The sequence below is a fragment of the Allorhizobium sp. DMC15 genome, from assembly GCF_056314065.1.
Genome location: NZ_JBQUZB010000001.1, coordinates 573,576 through 600,291 on the forward strand (window position 1 = coordinate 573,576; position 26,716 = coordinate 600,291).

Below are 26,716 nucleotides of genomic sequence, written 5' to 3' on the forward strand. Positions count from 1 at the left end.
CACGCAAGATTACCGGCCTAGGCTCCGAACAGTACAAGACGGAGTGACGCCCATGAATCCCATCCAGTTGTTCGAGCTGGCCTCGCGACAGGCCGAATGGCTCTCGGTGCGCCAACAGGTGGTGGCGACGAACATCGCCAATGCCAACACGCCGAAATACCTGGCCAAGGATATCACCCCCTTCGACGCTGTTCTGGACCGGACAGCCATGGTGCAGGGCATGGCCGTCACCCAGCCGGGTCACATGGCATCCAACGATCTCAGCGACGAGAACATCGCCATCGAAGAATCGCAGCTGAACGATGAGATCGGTGTGCAGGAATCCGGAAACTCCGTCGCCATTGCGGAAGAACTTACCAAGACCGGTGAGATCAAGCGCCAGCACGAGCTCAATACCTCCCTGATGTCCTCTTTCCATCGCATGATGCTGATGACGGTGAAACGCTGATGACCGATCCCTTAAGTGCAGCCCTCAAGGTCGCGGGCAGTGGTCTGGAAGCCCAGTCCACTCGCATGCGTATCGTCTCCGAAAACATTGCCAACGCCCGCACGACTGGCGACACGCCCGGCGCCGATCCCTATCGCCGCAAGACCATCACCTTCGGCAGCGAACTCGACCGGTTGACCGGCGCCGAGACTGTCGAAGTGAAGAAGCTTGGCGTCGATAAGTCGGATTTCATTGAGGAATACGACCCTGGCAACCCGGCTGCCAACGAGAAGGGCATCGTCAAGATGCCGAACGTGAACGTCCTGATCGAAATGGGCGACATGCGCGAAACGAACCGAACCTATGAAGCCAATCTGCAGACCATCAAGCAGACCCGCGACATGGTTTCCCAGACAATTGCCCTGCTGAAGGCCTCGCAATGATCGAATCCATCACAAAGGCCGGCATGATTTCCGGCACCCAAGGCCTCGACTCCATGTCGAGCATCTTCTCGGCCAAGAGCCAGGCCGCCGAAGGGCCGACCCCTGGCATGTCCACCGGCGAGACCTTCCTGTCGGCATTGACCGACATGGCGACCCAGGCGTCGAACAACCTCAAGCAGGCCGAACAGACCTCCTTCGACGGTCTGACCGGCAAGGCGAACACGCGTGAAGTGGTCGATGCGGTCATGCAGGCGGAGCAGTCGCTCCAGACGGCGATCGCCTTCCGCGACAAGATCGTCAACGCCTATCTCGAAATCACGAAGATGCAGATCTAGTAGGGGTATAGACATATGAGAGCGCTTGCCATCGCAGCCACGGGTATGGATGCCCAGCAGACCAATCTTGAGGTCATCGCGAACAATATCGCCAACATCAACACGACGGGCTTCAAGCGCGCGCGTGCAGAATTCACCGACCTTCTCTACCAGACCGAGCGAGCCCAGGGCGTGCCGAACCGCGCCAATCAGGCGATCGTGCCGGAAGGAGCCAATATCGGTCTCGGCGTTCAGACCGCTGCCGTGCGTAACATTCATACTCAGGGCGAACTGACGCAGACGGGCAATGAACTGGATATCGCGATCATCGGACGTGGCTGGTTCCAGATCGAAAGCCCTGATGGTCAGACCTTCTACAGCCGCTCCGGCGCTTTCAACATGAATGCTCAGGGCCAGTTGGTGACCATTGATGGCTACCTGGTCACCCCACAGATCACGATCCCCCAGAATGCGACCGAAGTCGTCATCAGCCGCACCGGTCAGGTGTCTGCTCGTCTGGGGAACGATTCCAACTACACAGACATCGGCCAGCTCACCGTGGCCAACTTCGTCAACGAAGCCGGCCTGAAGCCGCTCGGCGACAACCTCTTCGCCGAGACGACCGCCTCGGGCGAGGCGATCGTCGGCGTGCCGGAGGACCCGGGCTTCGGTTACCTGAAGCAGTCCTACCTGGAAGCCTCGAACGTCGATTCCGTCAAGGAGATCACAGACATGATCTCTGCACAGCGCGCCTACGAGATGAATTCCAAGGTTATCACCACCGCCGACGAAATGGCTCAGATCGTCAGCAAGAACCTCAAGTAAGACAACTGGAGGCAAACATGAGGTTTCGCCGAACACTCGGATATCTGGCACGCATTGCGGCGCTGGCCGTCGCCACCCTCGGTCTTGGCGCGGGTCTCGCGTTCGCGAAGGACACGGCCGTGGTTCCAACGCGTGTGATCTATCCCGGCGAGACCGTGTCTGCCGACCAGGTCAACGTTGTCGACGTGACCAACCCCAATCTGTCCGGCGGTTACGCCCGCACCAAGGAAGAGGTGGTGGGCATGGTGACCAAGCGCACGCTGCTGCCTGGCCGAACCATCCCGGTTGCGAGCCTCCGCGAGGCCTTCGCGGTCAAGCGCGGCGGCAGCGTCCGCCTGACCTTTGCGATCGGCAATATGCTGATCAGCGCCAGCGGCACCCCGCTCACCGATGCCTTGGTCGGCGACGTGATCAAGGTGCGCAATATTGACTCAGGCACGATCGTGTCCGGCACGGTTATGGCCGACGGGACTGTACAGGTGATGGCAAAATGAGATTGCTCTCCAGAACGCGGATCATCTTCTGCATCCTGTCGCTCGTGCTTGCTCCCTTCGAGCCGGCGCTGGCGACGAATTCGCGCATCAAAGACATCGCCTCGCTGCAGTCCGGCCGTGACAACCAGCTTATCGGCTACGGCCTCGTGGTCGGCCTTCAGGGCACCGGTGACAGCCTGCGTTCTTCGCCGTTCACCGACCAGTCCATGCGGGCGATGTTGCAGAACCTCGGAATTTCGACGCAAGGCGGTCAGTCGAACGCCAAGAATGTCGCGGCCGTCATGGTGACTGCCAACCTCCCGCCCTTTGCCAGCCCCGGCAGCCGCATCGATGTGACCGCAAGTTCGCTCGGCGATTCGACGTCCCTTCGCGGAGGAACGCTGGTCATGACCTCCTTGACCGGCGCCGACGGTCAGATCTACGCCGTCGCGCAGGGATCCGTCATCGTGTCCGGCTTCACGGCGCAAGGCAATGCTGCCAGTGTTCAGGAAGGCATCACGACCTCAGGTCGTGTCCCCGGGGGCGCGATCATCGAGCGCGAACTGCCTTCCAAGTTCAAGGACGCGGTCAACCTCGTTCTTCAGTTGCGCAATGCCGACTTCACCACGTCGCTGCGGATCGCCGATACCATCAATGCCTACTCGGCCGCCAACTACGGTGCGCCGATCGCGGAAGCGCGTGACAGCCAGGAAGTGGTTATCCAAAAGCCCCGGACGGCCGATCTTGCGCGTCTTATGGCGGACATCGAAAACCTCGTTGTGGCGACAGACTCGCCCGCCAAGGTGGTGATCAACGAGCGCACGGGAACCATCGTGATCGGCGCCGACGTGCGGGTTTCCCGCGTTGCCGTGGCATACGGAACGCTGACCGTGACAGTCTCCGAGACACCGCAGGTCGTCCAGCCTGAACCCTTCTCCCGTGGACAGACCGCGATCCAGGACCAGACCGACATCATTGCTCAAAAGACCGGTGACAAGATCGCCGTCGTCGAGGGGCCGGACCTACGAACCCTGGTCAGCGGACTGAACAGCATCGGCGTCAAACCGGACGGGATCATCGCCATTCTCCAGGGCATCAAGTCGGCGGGTGCGCTGCAAGCGGAGCTCGTCCTGCAATGATCCAATTTAAGACCTTTACGCCGTCCCGAACCATCCTCCGCAGCGTTGCCGCTGTCCTCCTGATCGCCACGCTGCCGGCCTTCGCCGGAATTGCGGTGGGCCAGCAACAACCGCAGCCGCCGCTCGACGCGGCTTCCGAGGCTGAAATCAAGCAGTTCTGCTCCAGCATCGCCGATGCCGCGCGCGACCAGCGCTATCTGCTGCAGAAACAGGAACTCGAAAAGCTGCAAGCCGATGTCGACAGTCGCATTTCGGTGCTGGAAACGCGCCGCGCTGAATACGAAGACTGGCTCACGCGGCGTAACGAGTTCATGAAAAAGGCGGATGAGCAGCTCATCGAGATCTATCGCAAAATGGCACCGGACGCCGCAGCACCACAGCTGGCGGAAACCGATGTGATGCTCGCAGCCGCCATCATCATGAAGCTGCCGCCCCGTCAATCGAGCCTCATCCTCACAGAGATGAAGCCGGACAAGGCGGCCGCAGTCGCCTCGATCATGTCGAGCGCCGGCGACCCCACCACTTCGAAGGATCCGTCATGACCAAGCGTTCTCCAGCCCTGCTGGCCATTCTCCTCCTGGCTGGCTGCCAGAGCCAGACCATCAAGGAAATCGGCAACGCACCGGCGATGAGCCCGATCGGATCCGGTCTCCGCTACAGCCAGACCCCGCAAATGGCGCTTTATCCGAAGCAGCCGATGCAGACCGCGAGCGGATACTCGCTTTGGAGCGACAATCAGTCGGCACTCTTCAAGGATGCTCGCGCTCTGAACGTGGGCGACATTCTCACGGTCAAGATCGAGATCGACGACAGGGCCTCGTTCAAGAACGCGACAGACCGCAGCCGGACCAATGGCACGTCTCTGACATGGGGCGCCGAAGTGAAGGAGTTCCTCGGCTTCTCTACCGACACCGGCACCACGGGCGACCTCTCGACCGATTCGAGCACCAGCAGCAAGGGTGACGGCAAGACGGAGCGTTCTGAAAAGTTGAACCTCCTGATCGCGGCTGTTGTCACCGGCATTCTCGAAAACGGCAACTTGCTGATCAGCGGTTCGCAGGAGGTCCGCGTCAATCACGAGATCCGCATCCTGAATGTCGCCGGTATTGCGCGTCCTCAGGACGTCGATGCCGAGAACACCATCTCCTATGACAAGATCGCGGAAGCCCGCATTTCCTACGGCGGCCGCGGTCGCCTGACGGAAATGCAACAGCCGCCGATCGGCCAGCAGGTCGTCGACATCTATTCGCCCTTCTGACCACGGCGGGAGCATAGGGATCACTGATGGAAGAGAACCAGGAAGCCGAAGGCAAGAAAAAGTCGGGATTGATGGCGCTCGTCATTCCGCTTGTCGTGCTGACTGTCGTTGGCGGCGGCGGCGGCTGGGCAATAGGCACCATGCTGGCCCCGAAGGTCAAACAGGCGGAAGAGGCCGCGGCTGCCGCCGAAGCCCCTGCGGCTGGTCATGGTGAGGCCAAGAAGGAAGAGGGTCTGCCCCATATCTCGACGGAGGCCAACGGGGTCGTGGCCCTGGAGCCCATCACCACCAATCTCGCCTATCCCTCGGAAAACTGGATCCGGGTCGAGGTCGCCCTGATGTTCAACGGCCCTGCGGACGTCAAGATCGCGGAGGATGTTCATCAGGACATCCTCGCTTATCTGCGCACCGTTTCCCTGCAGCAGGTCGAAGGTCCCCGGGGCTTTCAATATCTCAAGGATGACCTCCAGGAGCGAGTTGACCTCCGCTCGGAAGGGCGCGTATCCAAGGTAATGTTCAGAACCCTTGTGATCGAATGATTCGGCTTCTTATCCTCGTCGCCGTCATGATGATGGCGCCGGAACTGGCTGTGGCCCAGCAGTTCCCGACCGAGATCTTCAACACCCCGATCGACGGGTCGGTGGCGGCGTGGATCATTCGGACGTTCGGCCTGCTCACGGTGCTGTCGATCGCACCCGGCATCCTGATCATGGTCACCAGTTTCCCGCGCTTTCTGATCGCGTTTTCGATCCTGCGCTCGGGCATGGGCCTGGCGACAACACCTTCCAACATGATCCTGACCAGCATGGCGCTTTTCATGACCTTTTATGTCATGGCGCCCACCATGGATCAGGCGTGGACAAACGGCGCGCAACCCCTGCTGGCCAACCAGATCACCGAAGCCGAAGCGGTGGCGCGGATCGCAGAACCCTTCCGCACCTTCATGACCGCCAATACCCGTGACAAGGACCTCAAGCTCTTCGTCGACATCGCCAATGAGCGCGGGCAGGCAACCATTGCCGACGGTAAGATCGACTACCGCGTCCTGATACCGGCCTTCATGCTGTCGGAAATCCGTCGCGGTTTCGAGATCGGCTTCCTTATCATTCTGCCGTTTCTCGTCATCGACATGGTCGTTGCGACCATCACCATGGCCATGGGTATGATGATGTTGCCGCCAACATCGATCTCTCTCCCCTTCAAGATCCTGTTCTTCGTCTTGATCGACGGCTGGAATCTGCTCGTCGGAAGCCTGGTCCGATCCTTCGCCTGACATGCGGCACGCATGCCGCGAAATCATTATTTCCCTGTTTACCATAGGCCCCGGAAGCATGAATGCACCGGGTTGGCTTAAGGTCTTGGCAACAAATGGCTGCGAGTTTGGAGCTCGCACGACGGGTCTGGTGGCAACCGAAAAAGCACCAAATGGCATGATGCCGTACCGTTCGTGACCGGTAAATTTGAAGTCCGGTATGTCCCCGTTAGTACCTCGTTTTTAAGGGACAAATCCTATGGCCAGCATTCTGACCAACACCAGCGCAATGGGCGCGCTGTCCACCCTCCGCTCGATCTCCGCCAGCATGGAAGACACCCAGTCCCGTATTTCGTCGGGCCTGAAGGTCGGTTCTGCGTCCGACAACGCCGCCTACTGGTCGATCGCTACCACGATGAAGTCCGACAACATGGCGCTGTCGGCTGTTTCCGACGCACTCGGCCTCGGCGCTGCCAAGGTTGATACCGCCTATTCCGGTATGGAAGCCGCCATCAACGTCGTCAAGGAAATCAAGACCAAGCTCGTTGCCGCAACGGAAGACGGCGTCGACAAGACGAAGATCCAGGAAGAAATCACGCAGCTGCAGGACCAGCTGACGTCGATTGCCGAAGCTGCCTCGTTCTCGGGCGAGAACTGGCTGCAGGCCGACGTCACTGCCGGCACGGACCTGGCGAAGAGCGTTGTTGCTTCCTTCGTTCGTGACGACTCGGGCAACGTCTCGGTCAAGAAGGTCGACTATACCCTCTCGGCCACGAACGTTCTGTTCGACACCGGGGGCAACCAGGGCCTGCTCGACGCAACGAGCACGATCGATGGCGCCTCCGTAACGCTCAGCGTCAACCTCGCCGGTGTTCAGACCGACGTGACGGTTGCCTCCTTCACGACCGACGATGTCATCACCGCTGGCTCGGGCAGCTCGACCTTCGATGGCAGCTATGCCAACGACGGCACGTCTGACTACGTCAAGGTCGCTGACGACACCTGGGTCAAGGCTGTCGACCAGACCGGCGTCTCCGATCAGGAAGTCGCTTATGAAGACTCCACCGGCGCTCTGTGGGCAATCGACACCACCAGCACTGCTGCGTCGACGACGTCTTCGGTATCGACGCTTTCGCTCACGGCAGCAACGACCTCTGCTCAGCTGGACGGCATGATCCAGATGGTTGACGATGCTCTGACTTCCATGACGAGCGCTGCTTCTTCGATCGGTTCGATCTCGGCCCGTATCGACCTGCAGGAAAGCTTCGTTAGCGATCTGAGCGACTCGATCGAAGCCGGTGTCGGCCGCCTCGTCGATGCCGACATGAACGAAGAGTCGACCCGCCTCAAGGCCCTGCAGACCCAGCAGCAGCTGGCGATCCAGGCGCTTTCGATCGCCAACTCCGACTCGCAGAACGTCCTGTCGCTGTTCCGTTGATCGGAGCTTCAGCGGACTTTCTTCAAACCTTAACGGTTTACTCGTGACACACAGGCCGCAGTTAACGCTGCGGCCTGTTTTTTTAATAATTCGATTTAAGAATTGTTAACCATGTTTACGTTAGATGAACCCATCGCAACGACGGGTTAACACTCATTAAAAGCAGGTTAGCAGGCATGAAGCTGACCGTCGTTCCCGGCCTATCCGGAATGTCCCTGTCTATATCAGCCAATCCAAGGGGCAGACTTCAATGACCAGCATATTGACCAATGTCGCGGCGATGTCCGCTCTCCAGACCCTTCGCAGCATCGACGCCAGCATGGAAGAAACCCAGGCACGTGTATCGTCGGGTCTTCGTGTTGAAACCGCGTCGGACAATGCTGCCTACTGGTCGATCGCAACCACGATGCGCTCCGACAACATGGCTCTCTCGGCCGTTGAGGATGCGCTTGGCCTCGGCGCCGCGAAAATCGACACGGCCTATTCCGGTATGGATTCAGCCGTCGAAGTGGTGAAGGAAATCAAGGCAAAGCTTGTGGCCGCCACGGAAGACGGCGTCGACAAGAACAAGATCCAGGAAGAAATCTCGCAGCTGCAGGACCAGCTTGTTTCGATCGCCGAAGCCGCTTCGTTCTCCGGCGAAAACTGGCTGCAGGCCGACATCACGGCCGGCACGGACCTCGCGAAGAGCGTCGTCGCCTCCTTCGTTCGTGATGCCTCGGGCAATGTCTCGGTCACCAAGGTCGCCTACACCCTGTCGTCGACCAACGTTCTCTTCGACACCGGGGGTGACCAGGGCCTGCTGGACAGCCTGAATGCAATCGAGGTCGCCTCGGTAAACCTCAACATCAACATCGCTGGTGTCGTTACTCCGGTAAACGTGGCTTCCTACACCACGGATGACGTCATCGCCGCCGGCGCAGGCGCATCGACCTTCGATGGCAGCTATGCCACTGACGGTACGGACAACTACGTGAAGGTCGGAACCGATACCTGGGTGAAAGCGGTAGACCAGACGACGGTTCCGGACCAGGAAGTCGCCTACCAGGACTCCACCTCGGCGCTCTGGGCTGTCGACACCACCAACCTTGTGACGACGGCGACCGCCTCGGTCGAATCCCTGACCATCGATAACCTGACCACGAATGCTCAGTTGGATGGCCTGATCCAGATGGTCGATACGGCTCTGGAAGCGATGACGAGCGCGGCTTCTGCCCTCGGCTCCATCAGCACGCGAATTGAGATGCAGCAGAACTTCGTCGCCAGCCTGACGGACTCGATCGATACCGGTATCGGCCGTCTGGTTGATGCCGACATGAACGAAGAGTCGACCCGCTTGAAGGCACTGCAGACCCAGCAGCAGTTGGCCATCCAGTCGCTGTCGATCGCCAACTCCTCTTCGGAAGTCATTCTTACGCTCTTCCGTTAAGACGAGGCCGGGGCAGGGGCCCATCCATCTTCTTCTGGATCATCCTGATCTCTATGCCGCGCCTTCGGGCGCGGCATTTTTCGTTCGTGGCGGCCGGCCAGCCTTGTTGTGGGCCGCAGTGTTGCCAGCTCCTCATCTCTCGCGCATTCGCTCACCGCTGCGGCGTCCACTCGTTAACGGCGGCAGGTTTTCGTGCGCCCCATTAATTTCGCGGTCATAGAGTTTAACGAAACCTTCTCGCAATTATGATTTTATTAATTAAAATCAGTCGCTTAGTTCACTCTTGATTAACTGCGTTCAGTTAGGTTGAGGCCATAGAACGAGACATTAACCCTAACGGGAATTGATGGGCATGACGCTGACACTCGTTCCCGGTGACTCCGGAATGTCCCTTTCTTAATCAGCCATTCAAGGGGCACTGAATATGACTAGCATTCTGACGAATGTCGCAGCTATGGCTGCGCTCTCCACACTGCGCTCGATCAATTCGGGCATGGAAGAAACGCAAGGTCGCGTTTCCTCGGGCCTGAAGGTCGGCAATGCATCGGACAATGCCGCTTACTGGTCGATTGCCACCACCATGCGTTCTGACAACATGGCACTGTCGGCTGTTTCCGACGCGCTCGGTCTCGGCGCAGCCAAGGTCGACACGGCTTACTCCGGTATGGATTCCGCCATCGAAGTCGTGAAGGAAATTAAGGCAAAGCTCGTGGCCGCCACGGAAGACGGCGTCGACAAGGACAAGATCCAGGAAGAAATCACGCAGCTGCAGGACCAGCTGACCTCGATTTCCGAAGCCGCTTCGTTCTCGGGTGAGAACTGGCTGCAGGCCGATATCACTGCCGGTACCGACGTCAACAAGAGCGTTGTTGCATCCTTCGTTCGTGACGCCTCCGGTAACGTCTCGGTCAAGAAGGTTGACTACACCCTTGCTGCCACCAACGTTCTGTTCGACACCGGGGGCACTCAGGGCATTCTGGACGCCACGAACACTGTTGAAGGTGCATCCGTAACCCTCAGCGTTAACCTTGCTGGCATCGCGACCGACGTAACTGTCGCTTCCTTCACCACCGACGACGTTATCGCCGCAGGTGCTGGCAGCTCGGTCTTCGACGGCAGCTACGCGAACGATGGTACCGACAACTACGTCAAGGTTTCGGCCGACACCTGGGTCAAGGCTGTAGACCAGACCACAGTTGCCGATCAGGAAGTCGCCTACGAAGACACCTCCGGCGCTCTCTGGGCAATCGACACCACCAGCACCGTGACCTCGGTCACCACGTCGGTGTCCACGCTGACCATCGACAACACGACCACCTCGGCCACCCTCGACGGCATGATCCAGATGGTCGATACCGCTCTGACCTCCATGACGAGCGCCGCTGCTGAAATCGGTTCGATTTCTTCGCGTATCGAGATGCAGACCGAATTCGTTGCTGCACTCAGCGATTCGATCGACTCCGGCGTCGGTCGCCTCGTCGATGCCGACATGAACGAAGAGTCGACCCGCCTGAAGGCACTGCAGACCCAGCAGCAGCTGGCCATCCAGTCCCTGTCGATCGCCAACTCGTCTTCGGAAGTCATCCTCTCGCTCTTCCGTTAAGAGTTTCGCTGATCCGATTACTCGCAAAGTTGACATCCGCGCTCCGAAAGGGGCGCGGATTTCATGCGTCTGCCTTGCGCGAAACTTTTCACCTTTCTCATTCTTGGCAGTTTCGCGCTTATGAGCCTTGCTTAACCAAGGTCACGCTTGTTAGATGTCACCGTTAACGATTTGTTAACTGTGACGGGGGCTGCGCGATCGCGCGGTCTGCATGATGCCCACCCGTCTTTGCCGACGTTTGTCGGATGCGCACGGACGTACGCTTGAGGGCTCACGCATGACCAGCATTATGACCAACGCGGCCGCAATGGCCGCGCTCCAGACGCTTCGCTCGATTGATACCAATCTCGAGACCACCCAGAGGCGGGTGTCGTCGGGGTATCGGGTTGAAACGGCGTCGGATAATGCCGGCTACTGGTCGATTGCCACCACCATGCGCTCCGACAATGCTGCACTGTCGACGGTTGCCGACGCGCTTGGCCTTGGTGCTGCGACTGTTGATACCGCTTACACATCGCTCGACAACGTCATTGAGGTCATGTCGAGCATCAAGGCGAAACTGGTTGCCGCCAGCGAGCCGGGCGTCGACAAGAACAAGATCAACGAGGAGATGAAGCAGCTGAAGGACCAATTGGTGTCCTCGGCGCAGTCTGCCTCCTTCTCCGGTGAAAACTGGCTTTACAACACCAATGTCAATCCGCTCGGAATAAAGCAGGTCGTATCCTCCTTCATACGCGGCGCCGACGGCACCGTGCAGGTAACGACGCTTGACTTTGATACGGAAAACTCCGTCCTGATCGACACGCAGGACGCAAGCCGCGCCTTCCTCACCAAAGCCATCGACGCGGACGCACTGAGCAGTGCTCCGACAGGCACGGCCCGTGACTACTATCTTCTCGACGTTGGCTCCCTGACCCCGGTAACGGGTACGGAGATCGCGATCGACACCAGCACGACGACCGCACAGCTTTCCGACATGATCAGCGTGATCGATGATCTTCTCGGCCAGTTGACCGATTCGGCCGCCACGCTCGGCGCGATCACCAGCCGCATCGAGATGCAGGATAATTTTGTCTCCAACCTGATGGACGTGATCGACAAGGGCGTCGGCCGTCTGGTCGATGCCGACATGAACGAGGAATCGACCCGGCTGAAGGCCCTGCAGACCCAGCAGCAACTCGGCATCCAGGCGCTTTCGATCGCCAACACCAGTGCCGAAAAACTCCTGACGCTGTTTAAGAACTGACCGGAACTCCCGGTCACACTGGCATGGCAGTCGGCACGGGTGAGGCGAGGGCCATGGGGCCGGAGATCCCATTCATCTTCGCGCAAGTTTGACCCCCTAGTTTTGAACATTGTCCATGGCAGAAAACTGCCGAGAGCTGCGGCCCCGAAGCGAAAGCCGATTCCGGAAGATGAGAAAACGTTCTGGCCCTGTTGATGTCGATGTTCCACGCGCCCACGGCGCCGTGTGCATAGCGTTCCTTGTCATCGACGGAGGGTTCCGTCGATGAGCATGCCTCTGGCCAGATATCTGAAGGACTTCTCGGCGCCACCCGCCCCACCACAGCCGGTCGAGACCTCATTCGGCGGTGGACTGGACGATTTTGAAATGGACTTTCCGGCGCTCCCTGAACCGGAGCCGGAACCGGTCGATCTCGAAGCGGTGCGCAACGAGGCTTACGCGCAGGGACATGAAGCCGGCGAACAAGCGGCATCCGAGCGGTTCGAAGCCGAGCGACAAGCGTTGGAGACGGCCCATGCCGAAGCATTGGCCGAGACGGAGCAGCGCCTCAGGGACGAGTTCGCGGCCGCTTTGGCCGTTCAACTTCCTGAGGTCGTGAAGCAGCTTTCGCTCAGCGTCAGTGAACAGGTTGCTGAGGCACTGGCACCGCTGATCGAAGAAGGGATCGTCGAACGGGCGATCGATGAATTGGCCGAGCAACTTCAATCCGCCATCTCAGGCGGCGAAGCCGGCACGATCCGGGTCCGCGGGCCGCGTGAACTGTTCGAGAAACTGCTGTCCGAACTGCCGGATCACGCGGAAATGTTGCACCACATCGACGGCCCGGATCTGGACCTGACGGCTGAATTCGGCGACGCGGCGCTCGTGACCCGCATCTCCGCCTTCAGCGCGAGCCTGAAGAAAGTGCTTTCATGAGCGACGAGAATCACCACCACGGCAAGAACGAGATCATCATCGTGAAGCGCCACAAGGGCGACCACGATGGTGCTCACGGTGGCGCGTGGAAGATCGCTTATGCCGACTTCATGACCGCGATGATGGCGTTCTTTCTCGTCATGTGGCTCGTCAACGCTGCAAACGAGGAAACCAAGGCCTCCGTGGCAAGCTATTTCAATCCGATCCAGCTCTCGGACGAGAAGCCGACCGAAAAGGGTCTGAAGAAGCCCGTTGATCAGGCGGAAGGCGAGGAAAAGAAGGAACGGTCGAAGGTCGAGGATGACGAGACGCGCGTCGGCGCCGCTGCGGCCACGGGCGAAGATATGACTGCATCCTCGGGCGAGAACTCCAACTACTCGGAAGCCGACTTCTTCGAGAACCCCTATTCGGTTCTGGCCGAGATTGCCCAGGAAGTCGGCCAGCAGGCCAATGTCAGCGCCAAGGGCGAGGGTGGTGCTGCCGATTCAGGGCCCTCGACCGGTGCCCAGGGCGGTGAGGCCTATCGCGACCCCTTTGATCCTGATTTCTGGACCCAGCAGGTCCAGACGGCGAATGGACCGGCCGGAAAGCCGACCGACGCCACGACGCCCTCGGATCAGCAACAGCAGACAGCGTCACAGCAACAGCAAGACCAGTCAGAGCCGTCCACCGAGCCGGAGCAGCAGATCGCGCTCGTCGTCCCGGGGCAGAAGCCGACGCCTGAGGATATGAAGGCGGAGAGCAGCCAGGCGGAAGCGAAGCCGCCGGCAGCCGAGGGTGAAAAGCCAGAGGACGGCAAGACGGAAGAAGCCAAGCTTGCCGATCCAGCGTCGGAACCGCCTGCAACCAAGGCGGAACTCCAGGCGGCCGATCAGCTGAAGCAGGATATCGAAAAGGCAATTGGCGGGACAGCCGGCAAGCTTGCCGAGGGGTTGATCGTCACCCCGGCCGAAGGCGGGCTTCTCGTCACCATCAGCGACCAGAGCGATGCTGCCATGTTCAATGTCGGTTCGGCAGTACCACAGCGTGAAATGGTCCTGGCCATGGAGCGGATTGGCAAGCTGTTGCAGGACCGGCCCGGCCAGATCGTCATTCGCGGACACACCGATGGCCGCCAGTTCAAGGGTACCGAAAACGACAACTGGCGTCTCTCGATGGCGCGTGCACACAGCGCGTATTACATGCTGGTCCGCGGTGGTCTGAAGGAAGATCGCATTGAGCAGGTTTCCGGCTTTGCGGACAGGCGTCTTCAGGTTCCGACCGACCCGCTGGCCGATGCCAATCGTCGCATCGAGATCCTGATCCAGGGAGAACAGGGATAAGCCATGAGGATCCGGCGGTTCTCCCTCGCTTTGTTGGCCTGCGCAGCGGCTGCCCTTTCGGGCGGCCTTGCAGCCTATGCCCAAAGCACGGACGATACCATCGAGCCATATCGTATGCTGCGCTCCCTGCAGTTCGTGCAGGACACCGTCGTCCGAGGCGATCATTCGGCGGCCGAAATGCAGCGGTTCATGCTGGGAGCCATCGACAAGCGCTTGCGCTCCGCCGATCCGGCCATCTTTGCCGATCCTCGCAATGTCGACGCGGCCCTGATCTATGCCATGAGTGGCGGCAATCCCGCGACGCTGGAGTTTCTCGTGGCACGCGATGTCGACGGAAATTTCGATAATCGCATTGCCGATGCCCTGCGTAAATATCTGAGCGGCAAGGGCACCCTGATCGCCAAGACGCTGGGCGAGATGGTCAAAGAATACAAGGACGCCGACATTGCGCCCTATCTGGCGCTGGTCGCCGGCAACGTGACGATCGCCAAGGATCCTGCCGGGTCGCTGAAATTCTATGACTGGGCGCGTTTGACGGCTCCCGGAACCATTGTGGAGGAAGCGGCGCTGCGACGTTCGCTTGCCGTCGCTGTCGATGCGAAGATCGTCGACAAGGCGTCCGGCTATGCCAATCGTTATGCCCGTCGCTTCCTCTATTCTCCCTATGCGAGCCAGTTCGCCGATCTTTTCGTGCGCTTCGTCGTCGAGCATTACGACGTTCTGAAACCCGAAGACATTGAAGCGACGCTAGGCTACATGGACGTGGACCGCCGGCGCGAAGTCTATCTCAGGATCGCCCGGCAGGCAGCCATCGCCGGTCGGCGCGAACTCGCGGTCATGGCCTCGGATCAAGCCAAGGCGCTCTCTGGCGATGGTGCGGGGGCAGATGCGCTGGCAAAGCTCTATGGAAGCCTGGTGACCATCCCGACCGATAAGGTCGATGACGCGATGGCTGCCATATTGGCTATTCCCGAAGATGCCCTTTCGCCCAAGGACCGCGCCTTGCGTCAGGCCGCAGAGGCGGTCGCAAAGGAAGTGCTGCGCAAACCGCAGGCTCCGGTCGAACCGCCTCAGGCAGCGCCGGCAGATGCATCCACTGCTGATGCCGAAGCAGCGGCCGCTGATCCAGAGCTGCAGGATCCGCTGGCGGCTCCGCCCCAGGCTGAAGCTGCGGTTCCCAATGGGGCCGAGGCGGCGCCCGCGACCGTGCAGCCTGCAGCGGCTGAGCCTCAGACATCCCCCACCATAGATCCGGAACTGCGCACCTTCGTCGATGCCGGGCGCTCCAAGCTCGATGCCATCGACGATCTTCTCAAGAAGGAAGGCCCCTGACATGTTGGATGCATTATCGGCACCCCCGACGCCCGCACCGGGCGCAATCGTATCGCAATCGGGGCCCGGCACGCGAGCGGATCAGGCGCAGGACGACAGCTTCTCCAAGGTGCTCTCCAACTCCGGCAACCAGGAAAAGTCGGGATGGCAGAGCGAAGATGATCAGGTGGGGCAAGCCCATGATGGCGATGCTGGAAAGCACGCGGTCGATGAGCGCCCGAAGCGGCCGGTCATCGATATCTCCGCGAACTCGGTGACCTCTGCTGAAGAGACGTTGTCGGACATCGGCGATCTGTCGACGGACGAACTGGCCCGGTTGCTCGCCGCCGCGCGTTCGAAGGCAAAGAACCCGTCGGAGGATGGACCGAAGTCCGCGAATGACGACCATCCCGAGCATGCCGTGTCGAAGGCGGAACTGGCCAAGGCCCTTGCGGGTGCGCGCGAGAAGAAGCCGGTCACAGAAGGCGAGACGGCAACGGAAGCGTCTACTGACCAGATCACCGCCGGTGACGCAAAGTCTCCTGACCTCGCCGATGTCTTGCGCTTGCTCGCTGGTGCGCCCCGCGAAGAGGCAAAGTCAGATGATGTCGCCGGTGAAGCCGACGATACCGCGAAACTTCCCGGCGAGCCGAAGAACCAGGCCGCATTACTGGAAGCCATCTCGGCCGGCATGGGCACAGCAGCGGATGACGCTGCAAACGGCCAGGATCAGGATGCGGATCCAGAGCGCACGTTCCGGGTTGTCAGAGGTGACGGCAAGGGACAACCCGTGGGCCTGCAGAACGAGCAGACCGGACGGCTTGACGACTCCGCAGACAGCACGCCTGTCGAGACCATCACCGTCGTCGAGGCACGCCGTTTCATCGCGCCCGCCTCGTCCACGAATGGTGCGGCTATCACGGCTGCCATGCTGGGCGACAGTGAATGGATCAACGCCATGTCTCCGGGCTCCGAACTGGCGAATGCAGCCGCCCAGTCAGGCCACGGCAAGGTGGTCAACACACTGAAGCTGCAGATGACCCCGATCGAACTCGGCAGCGTGACGGCAACGCTCAGGCTGACAGGCGAAGAATTGAGCGTTCAACTGACCGTGGACAATCCGGCAGCCCTGCGTCAGCTGTCGAACGACACGAGCGACATCCTGAAGGCTTTGCGCGCGCAGGGACTGACCGTTGACCACGTTCAGGTCAACATGCAGGTCTCGTCCGTCGATCGCAGCGCTGATGCCGGCCAGAACAGCGCGGCGGGCCAGCAACCAGGCCAGCAGACATTCCAGCCCGGCGGTCAGGGAAGTGACGGCCGCGCGCGGGGAGAAAACACCAGCAGCACGAGGGTGGCAGATGAGAGAGTGGTGCAGCAGACCGAGATCCAGTCTCCTGACGCTCGCGGCACTCGCCCTGGTCAGCTTTACCTCTGACGCTTCCGCGAGCAATGGTAGTTGCGAGCGAGAAATCAGCGCTGCAGCAGCCCGATACGGCATCCCGGAGGGCATCCTGTATTCCGTCGGCCTGACGGAAACGGGCCGCAAGGGGAGCCTGCAGGCCTATGCTCTGAACGTAGAGGGGAAAGCCTACTATTTCGACGGGTTGGAGGAGGCACTGAACGCCTTCCAGCGCGCACGAGACGGCGGAGCCAAGCTGATTGATGTCGGATGCATGCAGATCAACCAGCACTTCCATGGCGAACATTTCACCTCTGTACAGGCGATGTTTGACCCGCACCGCAATGTCGACTACGCAGCGCGGTTCCTGACCAACCTGCATCGGCGTCACGAAACCTGGACGATGGCGGTCGCTCGCTATCACGCCGGGCCAAACAACGATCCCGCGCAGAAGCGCTACGTGTGTCGCGTGATCGCAAATTTGGTCGCGACAGGCTATGGAAACTGGACGCCGCCGGCGCGGCAATTTTGCGGTGAATAGCAATTAGAAATTGATTGACAGAGCTCCACACTGCGATTTGCGGAATGTGGCAAGACTGCGTCGAAATGCGGCAAAGCAAGAGCTTGCGCGAAGCTTGTGTTAACTTTTCCACTAAAAAATTGTGTTAACATCTCGTCCAACATACTAGATCTAGTTCAAATCGGCACCAAACCCTTAATCAATTGTTAATATCTGTCATTAAGTTTACCTAGTTGTCCCTGAATCGCACGATTCGTACCCATAGCCTATCGAAACACCACACTGATTCGGAGGCGGCTGAATGATCGTCGTGGTTGATGAGCGCGAGCTCGTGAAAGACGGGTACACATCTTTATTTGGGCGCGAGGGGATTCCTTCGACCGGATTTGACCCAAGAGAATTCGGGGAATGGGTCAATACGGCGGCCGATTCCGACATTGCAGCGGTTGAAGCCTTCCTGATCGGGCAGGGCGAAGCCATGCTGGAATTGCCGCGGGCAATCCGCGACAGGACCCAGGCGCCGGTGATCGCGGTCAGCGATCAGCCGTCGCTGGAGGCGACGCTCGCGCTGTTCGACTGCGGCGTGGACGACGTGGTTCGTAAACCTGTTCACCCCCGTGAAATCCTGGCTCGGGCCGCGGCGATCCGCCGCCGCCTGCGTGCGATTACCAACTTCACCGAGATCGGTCCGATCAAGGTTTTCTCTGACGGTCGCGATCCCGAGATCGCCGGCGACATCTTCCCGCTGCCGCGCCGCGAGCGCCGCATCCTGGAGTATTTGGTCGCAAACCGCGGTCGGCGCGTTTCCAAGACCCAGATCTTCAACGCGATCTACGGCATCTTCGACGAAGAGGTCGAGGAAAACGTCGTGGAAAGCCATATCTCGAAGCTGCGCAAGAAGCTGCGCAAGAAGCTCGGTTTCGATCCGGTCGATTCCAAGCGCTTCCTGGGATACTGCATCGACTGGAGCTGATCCGGCGCCCAAGCCGGATCGCCGCTGCGGCGGCTCTTGAACGATTTGGGTCGAGAGCCGCAATGCCAGACAGCTTCACGCAAGGCCCACCTCATACCCTCTACATGACTACGGAAACGAGGATTTCAATATGAGCCTTTACGGAACCATGCGAACGGGTGTCTCCGGCATGAATGCCCAGTCCAACCGGCTGAGCACTGTCGCTGACAACATCGCCAATTCCAGCACCGTCGGCTACAAAAAGGCCTCGGTTCAGTTTTCATCCATGATTTTGCCGACCACCAACGGAGCCTACAATTCCGGCGGCGTGGAGACGGACGTTCGCTACTCCATCGCCAGCCAGGGCACGTTCAGCTACACGACGTCCGAGACGGACCTCGCCATCAACGGCGACGGTTTCTTCATCGTCAAGGGTGGCGACGGCACGCCCTATCTCACCCGTGCGGGTTCCTTCGTTCTTCAGGACGACGGCACGCTCAAGAACACGGCTGGCTACACCCTGCAGGGTTACGAATACGACTCGACCACCGACCCGACCATCGTCGTCAACGGTTTTGACGGTCTGCAGCCGGTCGATCTCTCCGGCTCCGGCATCTCCGCCGTCGCTTCGACGACCGGCACGCTCAACGTCAACCTGCCGAACGGCGCGGCCGACGGTTTTGAGCAGAAGACGTCGCTGAAGGTGTTCGACAGCCAGGGTTCGAGCCGCCTGATCGAATTCACCTACACGAAGGTCACCGACAACGAGTGGTCCGTCACGGCCACCGGCCCGGGAACCCCGGCCACGGTATTGGCCGCGACGACGTTGCAGTTCGACACCGATGGCCAGCTCATCACTCCTGCCAGCGGCGAAGTCGATCTGGATCCGTTTACGATCAGCGGTGCAGCAGTCCCTCAGATCACGCTCCAGATCGGCGGCACCAGCCAGCTCGCATCGAGCTTCTCGGTCGAAGTGGGCAAGGTTGACGGTAACGCGGCGTCCAAGGTCAAGGGTTACGAGATCGATGAAAAGGGCGTGGTCTCGGTTGCTTATGAAAACGGCGACCTGGTTCCCAAGTTCCGCGTCGCCATGGCCAGTGTCCAGAGCCCGGACAATCTCAATCCCGTCGCTGGTAACCTTTACACCCAGTCCAACAATTCGGGTGTCGTCATCCTTGGCTATGCTGGCTCCAGCGGCTTTGGATCGATCATTTCCGGCGCTCTTGAAGACTCCAACGTGGACGTCGCCGAGGAACTGACGGCGATGATCGAGTCCCAGCGGAATTACACCGCAAACTCTAAGGTTTTCCAGACAGGCTCCGAATTGATGGAAGTCCTGGTCAACCTGAAGAGATAATGGAAAGAGTAGGTTAGTCCTATGTCGCTTGCATCGTCGCTTAATACGGCCAATTCGATCTTCCGGAACACGTCCCAGCAGACGGCGGTGTTGTCCACCAACATCGCCAATGACGGGAACGAGAATTATGTTCGCCGGCAGCCCGTGGTCGTGCAGACGGTTTATGGCGCATCGACCACTCAGAACGAACGGTCGCAGCACATGGCGCTGCTGCGGCAGCTTTCCTCGTCGACCTCAGAGGAAAGCGCACAATCGACACTGCTCGAGGGCCTGGGCACACTGTCCGACGCCCTGGGCGGAAACGACTACGAGCTGTCGACATCGACCTATCTCGCCAACCTGCAGAGCAGCCTGCAGTCGTTTGCGGCCGCTCCCGGCGAATATGCACTCGCCTCGACCGTTGTCACCGATGCAATCGACGTGGCGAATTCTCTGAACAATGCGACTGTTGCCGTTCAGGACGTCCGCCAGGAAGCGGATGCCCAGATCTTCCAGCAGGTCGAGTCCCTGAACAAACTCCTCGCGGAGTTCAAGACCGTCAACGACACCGTCGTCCGCATGACGGCAACAGGCGAAGACCCGAGTAACTATCTCGACCGCCGCGACACGCTTCTGAAGGACATTTCCAAGATCGTCGGCGTCAGCGTCAACATGCGCGACAACAGCGACATGGTGCTCTACACCTCTGATGGCACGACGCTCTTCGAGACCGACCCACGTGAAGTGACGTTCGCGCGCACCTACACCTACGATTCCACTGTCACCGGAAATCCGGTCTACATCGATGGCATCCCGGTGCGTGCCGGTGTCGGCGGCAATACCGACGCCAAGGGCTCGCTGGCAGCTCTGGTGCAGTTGCGCGACGAAATCGCACCGACCTTCCAGACGCAGCTCGACGAAGTGGCGCGCGGCCTGATCGAAGCCTTCGCCGAAACAGACGCAGGCGGTCTCAACGAACTGCCAGGCCTTTTCACCTGGCCGACTGGAACGGTTCCGGCGACGGGCACGGTCCAGCCTGGTCTTGCAGCCCTGATCCGGGTCAACCCGGCCGTTCGCTCGGATGCCGGCGGAGATCCGATGCTGATCCGCGACGGCGGCATCAACGGTGCCGGCTACGTCCGCAACACCGACGGTGCGTCGGGCTACACCGACCTCATCAATGCTTATGTGGATGCGCTCTCTGCCGAACGCGCCTTCTCCGCCGATGCGGATCTGAAGACCACGGCAAGCGTCCTGTCCTTCTCCAGCAACTCGATCGGCTGGCTTGAGGAGCTTCGCTCCAACGCGACCACTGCAAACGAAAACAAGACGGCGCTCTATGAGCGCAGCTTCCAGACCTACTCCTCCAAGACGGCCGTCAGCCTCGACGAGGAACTATCGCTGCTGCTCGATGTAGAGCAGTCCTACAAGGCCGCAGCCAAGCTCGTGAGCACCGTTGACGAGATGCTGAAGGCCGTACTCGAAATGGCGGGATAATTCCTGATGTCGACGTCCAGCGTCTCCAACCTCTCAACTCAAACTGCGATGCGGTTGACCATCCGCCAGGCTCAGAACGAGCTGCTCAAGTCGCAGCAAGAAGTCAGCACCGGCTACTTCGCCGATGTCGGCGCGGAGCTTGGCAGCAAGACCTCGACGGTCGTCGATCTCAACCGGGAAAGCCTTCGGCTGACCTCGATGATCAGCAACAACTCGATCGCCACGCAGCGTCTCTCGGCATCGCAGGAAGCCCTGAACCAGATCGCCAAGGCGGCAGAGGACATGAACACCTCGCTGATCACGATCGCAGGCGCATCCAACAGCGACACGATCAACACGACCGTCATGACGGTGAAGAACTCGCTGTCGACGATGATCAGCATGGCCAACCAGTCGGCCAATGGCGAGTTCCTGTTCGCCGGCATCAACACGGACGTTCAGCCGCTCGCCGACTATACCCCCACCTCAAATGCGAAGGTGGCGTTCGACGCAGCATTCTTCGGCTATTTCGGCTTTGCATCGACCGATACCGTCAACACCGCAACAATCGTCGCAAAGGGTCCTTCGCCCAGTATGGAGGATTTCATCTCCTCGACGCTGGAGCCCATGTATTCCGGCACGGACTGGAACACCGACTGGTCGGGCGCCACGGACACGGTGATGACGAGCCGGATCACTCAGTCGGAAACGGTCAACACGTCGGCATCCGCCAATGCGAACGGCTTCCGCTATTTCGCTCTGGCTTCCGTGATCACCCAGGAATTGCTGCAGATCGGCGCACCCGCTGACTCTGTTTCGGTGGCGGTCGACGCGGCCATCGGCTACACCGGAAAGGCCATCACCGGCATCAACTCGACCCGCTCTGAACTGGGCCTTTCGGAGAACCGGATCAAGAAGGCGGATGCGTCGCTGCAGATCCAGGTCGACATCATAGAGACCAGTCTTTCCAGCAAGATCGAGGTCGATGCATACGAAGCGTCGACGCGCGTTAACAGTTTGCTGTCCATGGTGGAAGCATCTTACACGCTGACCTCCAAGATACAGGCGCTGAGCCTTGTCAATTACCTTTGATGAGCAAAGGGTGAAATGAAACTGAAGGGCAACTGAATGTACCAGTTCTCATACGCCGAAATCATGGAAGATGGCGTTGCCGACGCGAAGGAACGCGAACGCCAGGCCCTTGACCGTTGCATCCAGCTTCTGAGCGCCGCTCGCGACAAGAGCGGCTACGGCCGGGATGCGATCGAAGCGTTGTATTATACCCGGCGGGTGTGGGTCCGTTTGATCGAGGACCTGCAGAACCCCGAAAATCAGCTGGCCGACGACGTTCGCGCCAATCTGATCTCCATAGCCATTTGGATACTGAAGGAATGCGACCGGATCCGGAAGCGCCAGTCCGCAAATTTCCAGGGCATCATCGACGTGACAACCATCATCAGGGATGGACTTAAATGAAGAGCACTTTGCGCATCTCGCTCAAGTCGGGCGAACGTATTTTTATCAACGGGGCGGTTCTGCGCGTCGACCGCAAGGTGGCTCTCGAATTTCTCAACGACGTGACCTTCCTTCTGGAAAACCACGTCCTCCAGCCCGAGCAGGCCACGACGCCGCTTCGGCAGCTCTACTTCATCGCCCAGATGATGCTGATCAATCCCGAGGGCAAGGACCAGTCCCTGGCCATGTTCCGCAAGTCGGTGATCATGCTGCTGTCGTGCTTCGAAAACGAAGAGATCCTGGCCGAACTCAAGCGCATCGACGGCATGGTATCGTCCGGCCGCGCCTTTGACGCCCTGAAGGCCATTCGCTCGCTCTATCCGATCGAGGACAAGATCCTCAACAACCAGGAAATGGCGCCGGCGACCATCGAGCAGATTCGCAAGGAGATTGCGCCATGGCGGTAGACCCGGTTACAGGCGCCAGTTCGACAACGACGCAGGAAACCGCGTCGACGACAAAGAACGCGGCATCCTCGGCGTCGGCCAAGGCTTCGCTGGATTATGACAACTTCCTTCAGTTGCTCATCGCCCAGATGAAGAACCAGGATCCCACCGATCCGATGAAGGCCAGCGAGCAGATCGCCCAGCTGGCAACCTTCTCCCAGGTCGAGCAGACGATCCAGACAAACACCAATCTTGAAACGCTGATCAAGGGCAATGCTCTGAACAGCGCCTCCTCCTACATCGGCCAGACGATCACCAGCGCCGATGAAAAGACCACCGGCGTCGTGGCCTCGGTGCGGGTCTATTCCGATACGATGGTTGCGATGACCACCGACGGCAAGGAAATTCCGATTACGGTCGGTGTCCGCGTCGGAACCAAGCCGGCGACCACGACGACCGGCTCGTAAAATGCTAGGCCTTCTGGAGTGGAGGGCATGATTCGCCGCTCCGGAAGGAAACCGCCATGAATGAGGCAGATGCCCTCGACATTATGCAATCGGCGATCTGGACCATCCTGGTCGCATCAGGGCCGGCTGTCGCTGCCGGCATGATCGTTGGTATCCTCATTGCCCTGATCCAGGCTTTGACCCAGGTCCAGGAAATGACACTGACCTTCGTGCCGAAGATCCTGGCCATTATGATTACCATTGGCATATCGGCTCCCTTTGTCGGCGGCCAGATCTCGCTCTTCGCCAATCTGGTCTTCTCCCGCGTCCAATCCGGATTCTGAAAACCGCTGCGGCTGACACCCTCGCGCAAGCTTCGACGGCTATCCCTCGTCTGTAGACTGCCAGAGACATGACCCTCTGGCCGACTTCTCATGAAGAGATGGAACAGACATGGCGCAACCACCTGCACTCGTGATTCCGAAAGTCAGTCCCAGCGGGCGCGATATCGGCTTTGCATTCGGCATTGTCCTCATCCTCTGCATCCTCTTCCTGCCCATTCCACCGTTCATGATCGACCTTGGGCTGGCCTTCTCGATCGCCTTCTCCGTGCTGATCCTGATGGTCTCCCTGTGGATCCAGCGGCCGCTGGATTTCTCGTCCTTTCCGACCATCCTGCTGATCGCAACCATGATCCGCCTGTCGCTCAACATCGCGACGACGCGTGTGATCCTCTCCCACGGCCACGAAGGTCATGATGCGGCAGGCGGTGTTATTGCCGGTTTCTCCAGCCTCGTCATGGGCGGCGATTTCGTCATCGGTTTGATCGTTTTCATGATCCTGATCACGGTGAACTTCATCGTCATCACCAAGGGCGCGACCCGTATCGCGGAAGTTGGCGCCCGCTTTACACTTGATGCGATCCCCGGCAAGCAGATGTCGATCGATGCCGACCTGTCGGCCGGTATCATCGATGAGCGTGAAGCCCAGCACCGCCGGCGCGAATTGGAGCAGGAAAGCTCCTTCTTCGGTGCCATGGATGGTGCGTCCAAGTTCGTCCGCGGCGACGCCGTCGCCGGCCTCATCATCACCGCAATCAACGTCTTTGGCGGCATCATCATCGGTTATTTCCGTCACGGCATGGAAATCGGCCAGGCCGCCGACGTCTTCGTCAAACTTTCCGTCGGTGACGGTATCGTTTCGCAGGTTCCGGCCCTCATCGTTTCGCTCGCCGCCGGCCTTCTCGTGTCGCGTGGCGGCACCCCCGGCTCGACCGACCAGGCCGTCGTCAATCAGCTGAGCGGTTATCCGCGTGCGCTTTCCGTCGCTGCCGCCCTGATGTGCGCCCTGGCTCTGGTTCCGGGTCTGCCGCTCGTTCCGTTCCTGGCGCTTGGTGGTCTCATGGCATTCGGTGCCTGGTTCATCCCCCGTCAGGTGGAAGCCGAAAACAAGCTCAAGCGCGACCAGGAAGAAAAGAAGGTCATCCAGAGCAAGGAAGCGGAGAAGGATTCGGTCAAATCGGTCCTGAAAACCGCCGAAATCGAGCTGGCGCTTGGCAAGCTCGTTTCGACCCGCCTTCTGGGAGCCCATCAGGAACTGGCCTTCCGCGTCGGCAAGATGCGCAAGAAGTTTGCCAGCCAGTACGGCTTCGTCGTTCCGGAAATCAAGGTCACCGACGACATCGGCATTCCCGAAAAGTCCTACCAGATCCGTATCCACGGCACGACGATCGCGTCGAACAACCTGCGGGTCGGGGAAGTTTTGGTCGTCACCGGCTCCGGCCGCAAGCCCAATGTCCCGGGCGACGAGATCCGCGAACCCGCCTTTGGCATGCCGGCTGTCTCCGTACTGGAAACCTTCACCGAGGAATTGAAACGCGAGGGTTTCCATCCGATCGACAACGTCTCCGTCGTGCTCACCCACGTCAGCGAAGTCATTCGCAACAACCTGCCGCAGCTGTTGTCCTACAAGGACGTGAAGATCCTCATCGATCGCCTCGACCCCGAATACAAGAAGCTGGCCGACGAGATCTGCTCGTCGCACATGTCCTATTCGGGCCTGCAGGCGGTGTTGAAGCTGCTGCTCGCCGAACGCGTCTCCATCCGTAACCTGCACCTGATCCTCGAAGCGGTTGCCGAACTGGCGCCGCATGTCCGCAAGACCGAGCAGATTGTCGAGCATGTGCGTGTTCGCATGGCCCAGCAGCTGTGCGGCGATCTGACCGACAACGGCGTGCTGCGCGTCCTGCGTCTCGGCTCCAAGTGGGACCTTGTCTTCCACCAGGCGCTGAAGCGCGACGCCAAGGGCGAAATCGTCGAATTCGACATCGACCCTCGCAATCTCGAGGAGTTCTCCGAACAGGCGAGCAGCGTAATCCGTGAATTCATGGACCGCGGGCTGCCCTTCGTTCTTGTAACCTCGCCGGAAACGCGCTCCTATGTTCGCATGATTATCGAACGACTCTTTGCCACTCTTCCGGTTCTCTCCCATGTCGAACTGGCCAAGGGCATCGAGATCAAGATCCTGGGCTCGATTTCATGATTTCTGACCCGCAGGGGACTGTCCTGGTGCTGTTTGCGGTTTTCTGCCGCATCGGCGCCTGCTTCATGACCCTGCCGGGCTTCTCTTCCGCCCGCATCTCGGCGACGATCCGGCTCTTTCTTGCAATGTCGGTTTCGATGGCGATGATGCCGTTGCTCTTCGACAGCATCTATCCGCGGGTGTCCGGCGGTGGTGCTCCGCTCATTCCGGTCTTGATGGCCGAACTGATGATCGGGTTGATGTACGGCCTTGTACCACGCTTCTATGTCCTTGGCCTTCAATTCGCGGGTACGGCGATTTCCATGTCCATCGGCCTCAGTTCGCCGGGTTCGGGGGACGTGCTTGAAGACACCAGCGAAACGCAGCTCACCAATCTCTTGAGCTTCGCCGGTCTTCTCGTGCTCTTCCTGCTCGATTTCCACCATGTCGTCTTCAAGGCCCTGATGGAATCCTACACGGTGATGCCGCTCGGCGGCATGCCGGAAAGCCAGAAGATGCTGATCACGCTGACGGATACACTGTCGCAGACATTCGTCTTGATGCTGCGTCTGGCGAGCCCCTTCCTGATCTTCGGCCTGATGTTCAACTTTGCCGTCGGTCTGGTGAACAAGCTCGCCCCGCAGATTCCGATTTTCTACATCTCCACGCCGTATCTTCTCATCGGCGGGCTGATTCTGGTCTATTTCACGATCGCGGCCCTCGTCATGCAGTTCGGACGATATTTCCCGATGGTCTTCAATTTCTGAG

29 protein-coding genes are annotated in these 26,716 nt (G+C 59.6%); all 29 read left to right on the plus strand.

Translation table 11 applies throughout. The features are described from left to right. The first annotated feature begins 52 nt into the window (after nucleotides 1–52). The 29 genes from flgB to fliR all read left to right on the plus strand — a co-directional run bounded on the left by flgB (nucleotide 53) and on the right by fliR (nucleotide 26,715). Nucleotides 53–448: a flagellar basal body rod protein FlgB gene (gene flgB, locus ACT53S_RS02825; RefSeq protein WP_113377178.1), complete on the plus strand. Its 396-nt coding sequence runs from the start codon at nucleotides 53–55 to the stop codon at nucleotides 446–448. Beyond that, the gene (gene flgC, locus ACT53S_RS02830; protein WP_113377179.1) at nucleotides 448–870 is read left to right on the plus strand and encodes a flagellar basal body rod protein FlgC; all 423 of its coding nucleotides are present in this window, start codon (nucleotides 448–450) and stop codon (nucleotides 868–870) included. The genes flgB and flgC overlap by 1 nt, the downstream gene beginning before the upstream one ends. Further along, nucleotides 867–1,205: a flagellar hook-basal body complex protein FliE gene (gene fliE, locus ACT53S_RS02835; RefSeq protein WP_113377180.1), complete on the plus strand. Its 339-nt coding sequence runs from the start codon at nucleotides 867–869 to the stop codon at nucleotides 1,203–1,205. The genes flgC and fliE overlap by 4 nt, the downstream gene beginning before the upstream one ends. 15 nt (nucleotides 1,206–1,220) lie before the next feature. Further along, nucleotides 1,221–2,009, plus strand: coding sequence for a flagellar basal-body rod protein FlgG (gene flgG / locus ACT53S_RS02840; protein WP_113377181.1), 789 nt, complete (start codon nucleotides 1,221–1,223; stop codon nucleotides 2,007–2,009). A 17-nt stretch (nucleotides 2,010–2,026) separates the two neighbouring features. Continuing rightward, complete coding sequence (gene flgA, locus ACT53S_RS02845) at nucleotides 2,027–2,503, plus strand: flagellar basal body P-ring formation chaperone FlgA (RefSeq protein WP_113377182.1); 477 nt, start codon at nucleotides 2,027–2,029, stop codon at nucleotides 2,501–2,503. Next, nucleotides 2,500–3,621, plus strand: coding sequence for a flagellar basal body P-ring protein FlgI (locus tag ACT53S_RS02850; RefSeq protein WP_113377183.1), 1,122 nt, complete (start codon nucleotides 2,500–2,502; stop codon nucleotides 3,619–3,621). The genes flgA and ACT53S_RS02850 overlap by 4 nt, the downstream gene beginning before the upstream one ends. Further along, complete coding sequence (locus ACT53S_RS02855) at nucleotides 3,618–4,163, plus strand: MotE family protein (protein WP_476065850.1); 546 nt, start codon at nucleotides 3,618–3,620, stop codon at nucleotides 4,161–4,163. The genes ACT53S_RS02850 and ACT53S_RS02855 overlap by 4 nt, the downstream gene beginning before the upstream one ends. Beyond that, nucleotides 4,160–4,879 (plus strand): flagellar basal body L-ring protein FlgH, encoded by a 720-nt coding sequence (flgH, locus tag ACT53S_RS02860; protein WP_113377185.1) that lies wholly within the window; start codon nucleotides 4,160–4,162, stop codon nucleotides 4,877–4,879. The genes ACT53S_RS02855 and flgH overlap by 4 nt, the downstream gene beginning before the upstream one ends. A 26-nt stretch (nucleotides 4,880–4,905) precedes the next feature. Continuing rightward, nucleotides 4,906–5,418 (plus strand): flagellar basal body-associated FliL family protein, encoded by a 513-nt coding sequence (locus ACT53S_RS02865; protein WP_142073940.1) that lies wholly within the window; start codon nucleotides 4,906–4,908, stop codon nucleotides 5,416–5,418. After that, the gene (gene fliP / locus ACT53S_RS02870) at nucleotides 5,415–6,152 is read left to right on the plus strand and encodes a flagellar type III secretion system pore protein FliP (protein ID WP_113377187.1); all 738 of its coding nucleotides are present in this window, start codon (nucleotides 5,415–5,417) and stop codon (nucleotides 6,150–6,152) included. Before ACT53S_RS02865 ends, fliP begins: the two co-directional genes overlap by 4 nt. Nucleotides 6,153–6,390: 238 nt before the next feature. Then, complete coding sequence (locus ACT53S_RS02875; RefSeq protein WP_113377188.1) at nucleotides 6,391–7,569, plus strand: flagellin N-terminal helical domain-containing protein; 1,179 nt, start codon at nucleotides 6,391–6,393, stop codon at nucleotides 7,567–7,569. 250 nt (nucleotides 7,570–7,819) lie between these two features. After that, nucleotides 7,820–8,998 carry a flagellin N-terminal helical domain-containing protein gene (locus ACT53S_RS02880; RefSeq protein ID WP_113377189.1) on the plus strand — a complete coding sequence of 393 codons (1,179 nt, stop codon included), beginning with the start codon at nucleotides 7,820–7,822 and terminating at the stop codon, nucleotides 8,996–8,998. 424 nt (nucleotides 8,999–9,422) lie between these two features. Further along, on the plus strand, nucleotides 9,423–10,601 hold the full coding sequence (locus ACT53S_RS02885; RefSeq protein ID WP_113377190.1) for a flagellin N-terminal helical domain-containing protein: 1,179 nt from the start codon (nucleotides 9,423–9,425) through the stop codon (nucleotides 10,599–10,601). 277 nt (nucleotides 10,602–10,878) lie between these two features. Next, nucleotides 10,879–11,847: a flagellin N-terminal helical domain-containing protein gene (locus ACT53S_RS02890; protein WP_113377191.1), complete on the plus strand. Its 969-nt coding sequence runs from the start codon at nucleotides 10,879–10,881 to the stop codon at nucleotides 11,845–11,847. 264 nt (nucleotides 11,848–12,111) lie between these two features. Beyond that, a complete protein-coding gene (locus ACT53S_RS02895; protein WP_142073944.1) occupies nucleotides 12,112–12,762 on the plus strand; it encodes a FliH/SctL family protein in 651 nt (216 codons plus the stop codon). After that, the gene (locus ACT53S_RS02900; protein ID WP_113377193.1) at nucleotides 12,759–14,084 is read left to right on the plus strand and encodes a MotB family protein; all 1,326 of its coding nucleotides are present in this window, start codon (nucleotides 12,759–12,761) and stop codon (nucleotides 14,082–14,084) included. Before ACT53S_RS02895 ends, ACT53S_RS02900 begins: the two co-directional genes overlap by 4 nt. Nucleotides 14,085–14,087: 3 nt before the next feature. After that, entirely contained in the window at nucleotides 14,088–15,416 is a 1,329-nt protein-coding gene (gene motC / locus ACT53S_RS02905; protein WP_476065851.1) for a chemotaxis protein MotC, read from the plus strand. A gap of 1 nt (nucleotide 15,417) precedes the next feature. Then, on the plus strand, nucleotides 15,418–16,833 hold the full coding sequence (locus ACT53S_RS02910) for a flagellar hook-length control protein FliK (RefSeq protein ID WP_476065852.1): 1,416 nt from the start codon (nucleotides 15,418–15,420) through the stop codon (nucleotides 16,831–16,833). Further along, complete coding sequence (locus tag ACT53S_RS02915) at nucleotides 16,757–17,338, plus strand: transglycosylase SLT domain-containing protein (protein WP_476065853.1); 582 nt, start codon at nucleotides 16,757–16,759, stop codon at nucleotides 17,336–17,338. Before ACT53S_RS02910 ends, ACT53S_RS02915 begins: the two co-directional genes overlap by 77 nt. A 280-nt stretch (nucleotides 17,339–17,618) precedes the next feature. After that, nucleotides 17,619–18,290, plus strand: a complete 672-nt coding sequence (gene rem, locus ACT53S_RS02920; RefSeq protein WP_113377197.1) for a transcriptional activator Rem — start codon at nucleotides 17,619–17,621, stop codon at nucleotides 18,288–18,290. Between the two features lie 130 nt (nucleotides 18,291–18,420). Beyond that, nucleotides 18,421–19,626: a flagellar hook protein FlgE gene (locus tag ACT53S_RS02925; RefSeq protein ID WP_476065854.1), complete on the plus strand. Its 1,206-nt coding sequence runs from the start codon at nucleotides 18,421–18,423 to the stop codon at nucleotides 19,624–19,626. Nucleotides 19,627–19,647: 21 nt separating this feature from the next. After that, nucleotides 19,648–21,102, plus strand: coding sequence for a flagellar hook-associated protein FlgK (flgK, locus tag ACT53S_RS02930; RefSeq protein ID WP_210244136.1), 1,455 nt, complete (start codon nucleotides 19,648–19,650; stop codon nucleotides 21,100–21,102). Nucleotides 21,103–21,108: 6 nt separating this feature from the next. Then, nucleotides 21,109–22,173, plus strand: coding sequence for a flagellar hook-associated family protein (locus ACT53S_RS02935; protein ID WP_476065855.1), 1,065 nt, complete (start codon nucleotides 21,109–21,111; stop codon nucleotides 22,171–22,173). A gap of 36 nt (nucleotides 22,174–22,209) precedes the next feature. Further along, nucleotides 22,210–22,557: a flagellar biosynthesis regulator FlaF gene (gene flaF, locus ACT53S_RS02940; RefSeq protein WP_113377201.1), complete on the plus strand. Its 348-nt coding sequence runs from the start codon at nucleotides 22,210–22,212 to the stop codon at nucleotides 22,555–22,557. Beyond that, complete coding sequence (gene flbT / locus ACT53S_RS02945) at nucleotides 22,554–23,003, plus strand: flagellar biosynthesis repressor FlbT (protein ID WP_113377202.1); 450 nt, start codon at nucleotides 22,554–22,556, stop codon at nucleotides 23,001–23,003. Before flaF ends, flbT begins: the two co-directional genes overlap by 4 nt. After that, nucleotides 22,994–23,449, plus strand: a complete 456-nt coding sequence (gene flgD / locus ACT53S_RS02950) for a flagellar hook assembly protein FlgD (protein ID WP_113377203.1) — start codon at nucleotides 22,994–22,996, stop codon at nucleotides 23,447–23,449. The genes flbT and flgD overlap by 10 nt, the downstream gene beginning before the upstream one ends. A 56-nt stretch (nucleotides 23,450–23,505) precedes the next feature. Then, nucleotides 23,506–23,772, plus strand: coding sequence for a flagellar biosynthesis protein FliQ (fliQ, locus tag ACT53S_RS02955; RefSeq protein ID WP_113377204.1), 267 nt, complete (start codon nucleotides 23,506–23,508; stop codon nucleotides 23,770–23,772). Nucleotides 23,773–23,881: 109 nt separating this feature from the next. Beyond that, nucleotides 23,882–25,969, plus strand: coding sequence for a flagellar biosynthesis protein FlhA (flhA, locus tag ACT53S_RS02960; protein WP_113377205.1), 2,088 nt, complete (start codon nucleotides 23,882–23,884; stop codon nucleotides 25,967–25,969). Further along, on the plus strand, nucleotides 25,966–26,715 hold the full coding sequence (fliR, locus tag ACT53S_RS02965; protein WP_113377206.1) for a flagellar biosynthetic protein FliR: 750 nt from the start codon (nucleotides 25,966–25,968) through the stop codon (nucleotides 26,713–26,715). Before flhA ends, fliR begins: the two co-directional genes overlap by 4 nt. Nucleotide 26,716: the final 1 nt, after the last annotated feature.

Excerpts from the sequence above, each read along its gene's own strand:
- ACT53S_RS02855 (WP_476065850.1), top strand. The coding sequence starts at position 3,618 with ATGATCCAATTTAAGACCTTTACGCCGTCCCGAACCATCCTCCGCAGC.
- ACT53S_RS02865 (WP_142073940.1), top strand. The coding sequence starts at position 4,906 with ATGGAAGAGAACCAGGAAGCCGAAGGCAAGAAAAAGTCGGGATTGATG.
- ACT53S_RS02850 (WP_113377183.1), top strand. The coding sequence starts at position 2,500 with ATGAGATTGCTCTCCAGAACGCGGATCATCTTCTGCATCCTGTCGCTC.
- ACT53S_RS02915 (WP_476065853.1), top strand. The coding sequence starts at position 16,757 with ATGAGAGAGTGGTGCAGCAGACCGAGATCCAGTCTCCTGACGCTCGCG.
- ACT53S_RS02900 (WP_113377193.1), top strand. The coding sequence starts at position 12,759 with ATGAGCGACGAGAATCACCACCACGGCAAGAACGAGATCATCATCGTG.
- flbT (WP_113377202.1), top strand. The coding sequence starts at position 22,554 with ATGAAGAGCACTTTGCGCATCTCGCTCAAGTCGGGCGAACGTATTTTT.
- flhA (WP_113377205.1), top strand. The coding sequence starts at position 23,882 with ATGGCGCAACCACCTGCACTCGTGATTCCGAAAGTCAGTCCCAGCGGG.
- flgH (WP_113377185.1), top strand. The coding sequence starts at position 4,160 with ATGACCAAGCGTTCTCCAGCCCTGCTGGCCATTCTCCTCCTGGCTGGC.
- flgK (WP_210244136.1), top strand. The coding sequence starts at position 19,648 with ATGTCGCTTGCATCGTCGCTTAATACGGCCAATTCGATCTTCCGGAAC.
- ACT53S_RS02895 (WP_142073944.1), top strand. The coding sequence starts at position 12,112 with ATGAGCATGCCTCTGGCCAGATATCTGAAGGACTTCTCGGCGCCACCC.
- fliP (WP_113377187.1), top strand. The coding sequence starts at position 5,415 with ATGATTCGGCTTCTTATCCTCGTCGCCGTCATGATGATGGCGCCGGAA.
- flgG (WP_113377181.1), top strand. The coding sequence starts at position 1,221 with ATGAGAGCGCTTGCCATCGCAGCCACGGGTATGGATGCCCAGCAGACC.
- ACT53S_RS02885 (WP_113377190.1), top strand. The coding sequence starts at position 9,423 with ATGACTAGCATTCTGACGAATGTCGCAGCTATGGCTGCGCTCTCCACA.
- ACT53S_RS02890 (WP_113377191.1), top strand. The coding sequence starts at position 10,879 with ATGACCAGCATTATGACCAACGCGGCCGCAATGGCCGCGCTCCAGACG.
- flaF (WP_113377201.1), top strand. The coding sequence starts at position 22,210 with ATGTACCAGTTCTCATACGCCGAAATCATGGAAGATGGCGTTGCCGAC.
- flgD (WP_113377203.1), top strand. The coding sequence starts at position 22,994 with ATGGCGGTAGACCCGGTTACAGGCGCCAGTTCGACAACGACGCAGGAA.
- flgA (WP_113377182.1), top strand. The coding sequence starts at position 2,027 with ATGAGGTTTCGCCGAACACTCGGATATCTGGCACGCATTGCGGCGCTG.
- ACT53S_RS02880 (WP_113377189.1), top strand. The coding sequence starts at position 7,820 with ATGACCAGCATATTGACCAATGTCGCGGCGATGTCCGCTCTCCAGACC.
- ACT53S_RS02910 (WP_476065852.1), top strand. The coding sequence starts at position 15,418 with ATGTTGGATGCATTATCGGCACCCCCGACGCCCGCACCGGGCGCAATC.
- fliR (WP_113377206.1), top strand. The coding sequence starts at position 25,966 with ATGATTTCTGACCCGCAGGGGACTGTCCTGGTGCTGTTTGCGGTTTTC.
- rem (WP_113377197.1), top strand. The coding sequence starts at position 17,619 with ATGATCGTCGTGGTTGATGAGCGCGAGCTCGTGAAAGACGGGTACACA.
- ACT53S_RS02875 (WP_113377188.1), top strand. The coding sequence starts at position 6,391 with ATGGCCAGCATTCTGACCAACACCAGCGCAATGGGCGCGCTGTCCACC.
- motC (WP_476065851.1), top strand. The coding sequence starts at position 14,088 with ATGAGGATCCGGCGGTTCTCCCTCGCTTTGTTGGCCTGCGCAGCGGCT.
- fliE (WP_113377180.1), top strand. The coding sequence starts at position 867 with ATGATCGAATCCATCACAAAGGCCGGCATGATTTCCGGCACCCAAGGC.
- fliQ (WP_113377204.1), top strand. The coding sequence starts at position 23,506 with ATGAATGAGGCAGATGCCCTCGACATTATGCAATCGGCGATCTGGACC.
- flgB (WP_113377178.1), top strand. The coding sequence starts at position 53 with ATGAATCCCATCCAGTTGTTCGAGCTGGCCTCGCGACAGGCCGAATGG.
- ACT53S_RS02925 (WP_476065854.1), top strand. The coding sequence starts at position 18,421 with ATGAGCCTTTACGGAACCATGCGAACGGGTGTCTCCGGCATGAATGCC.
- ACT53S_RS02935 (WP_476065855.1), top strand. The coding sequence starts at position 21,109 with ATGTCGACGTCCAGCGTCTCCAACCTCTCAACTCAAACTGCGATGCGG.
- flgC (WP_113377179.1), top strand. The coding sequence starts at position 448 with ATGACCGATCCCTTAAGTGCAGCCCTCAAGGTCGCGGGCAGTGGTCTG.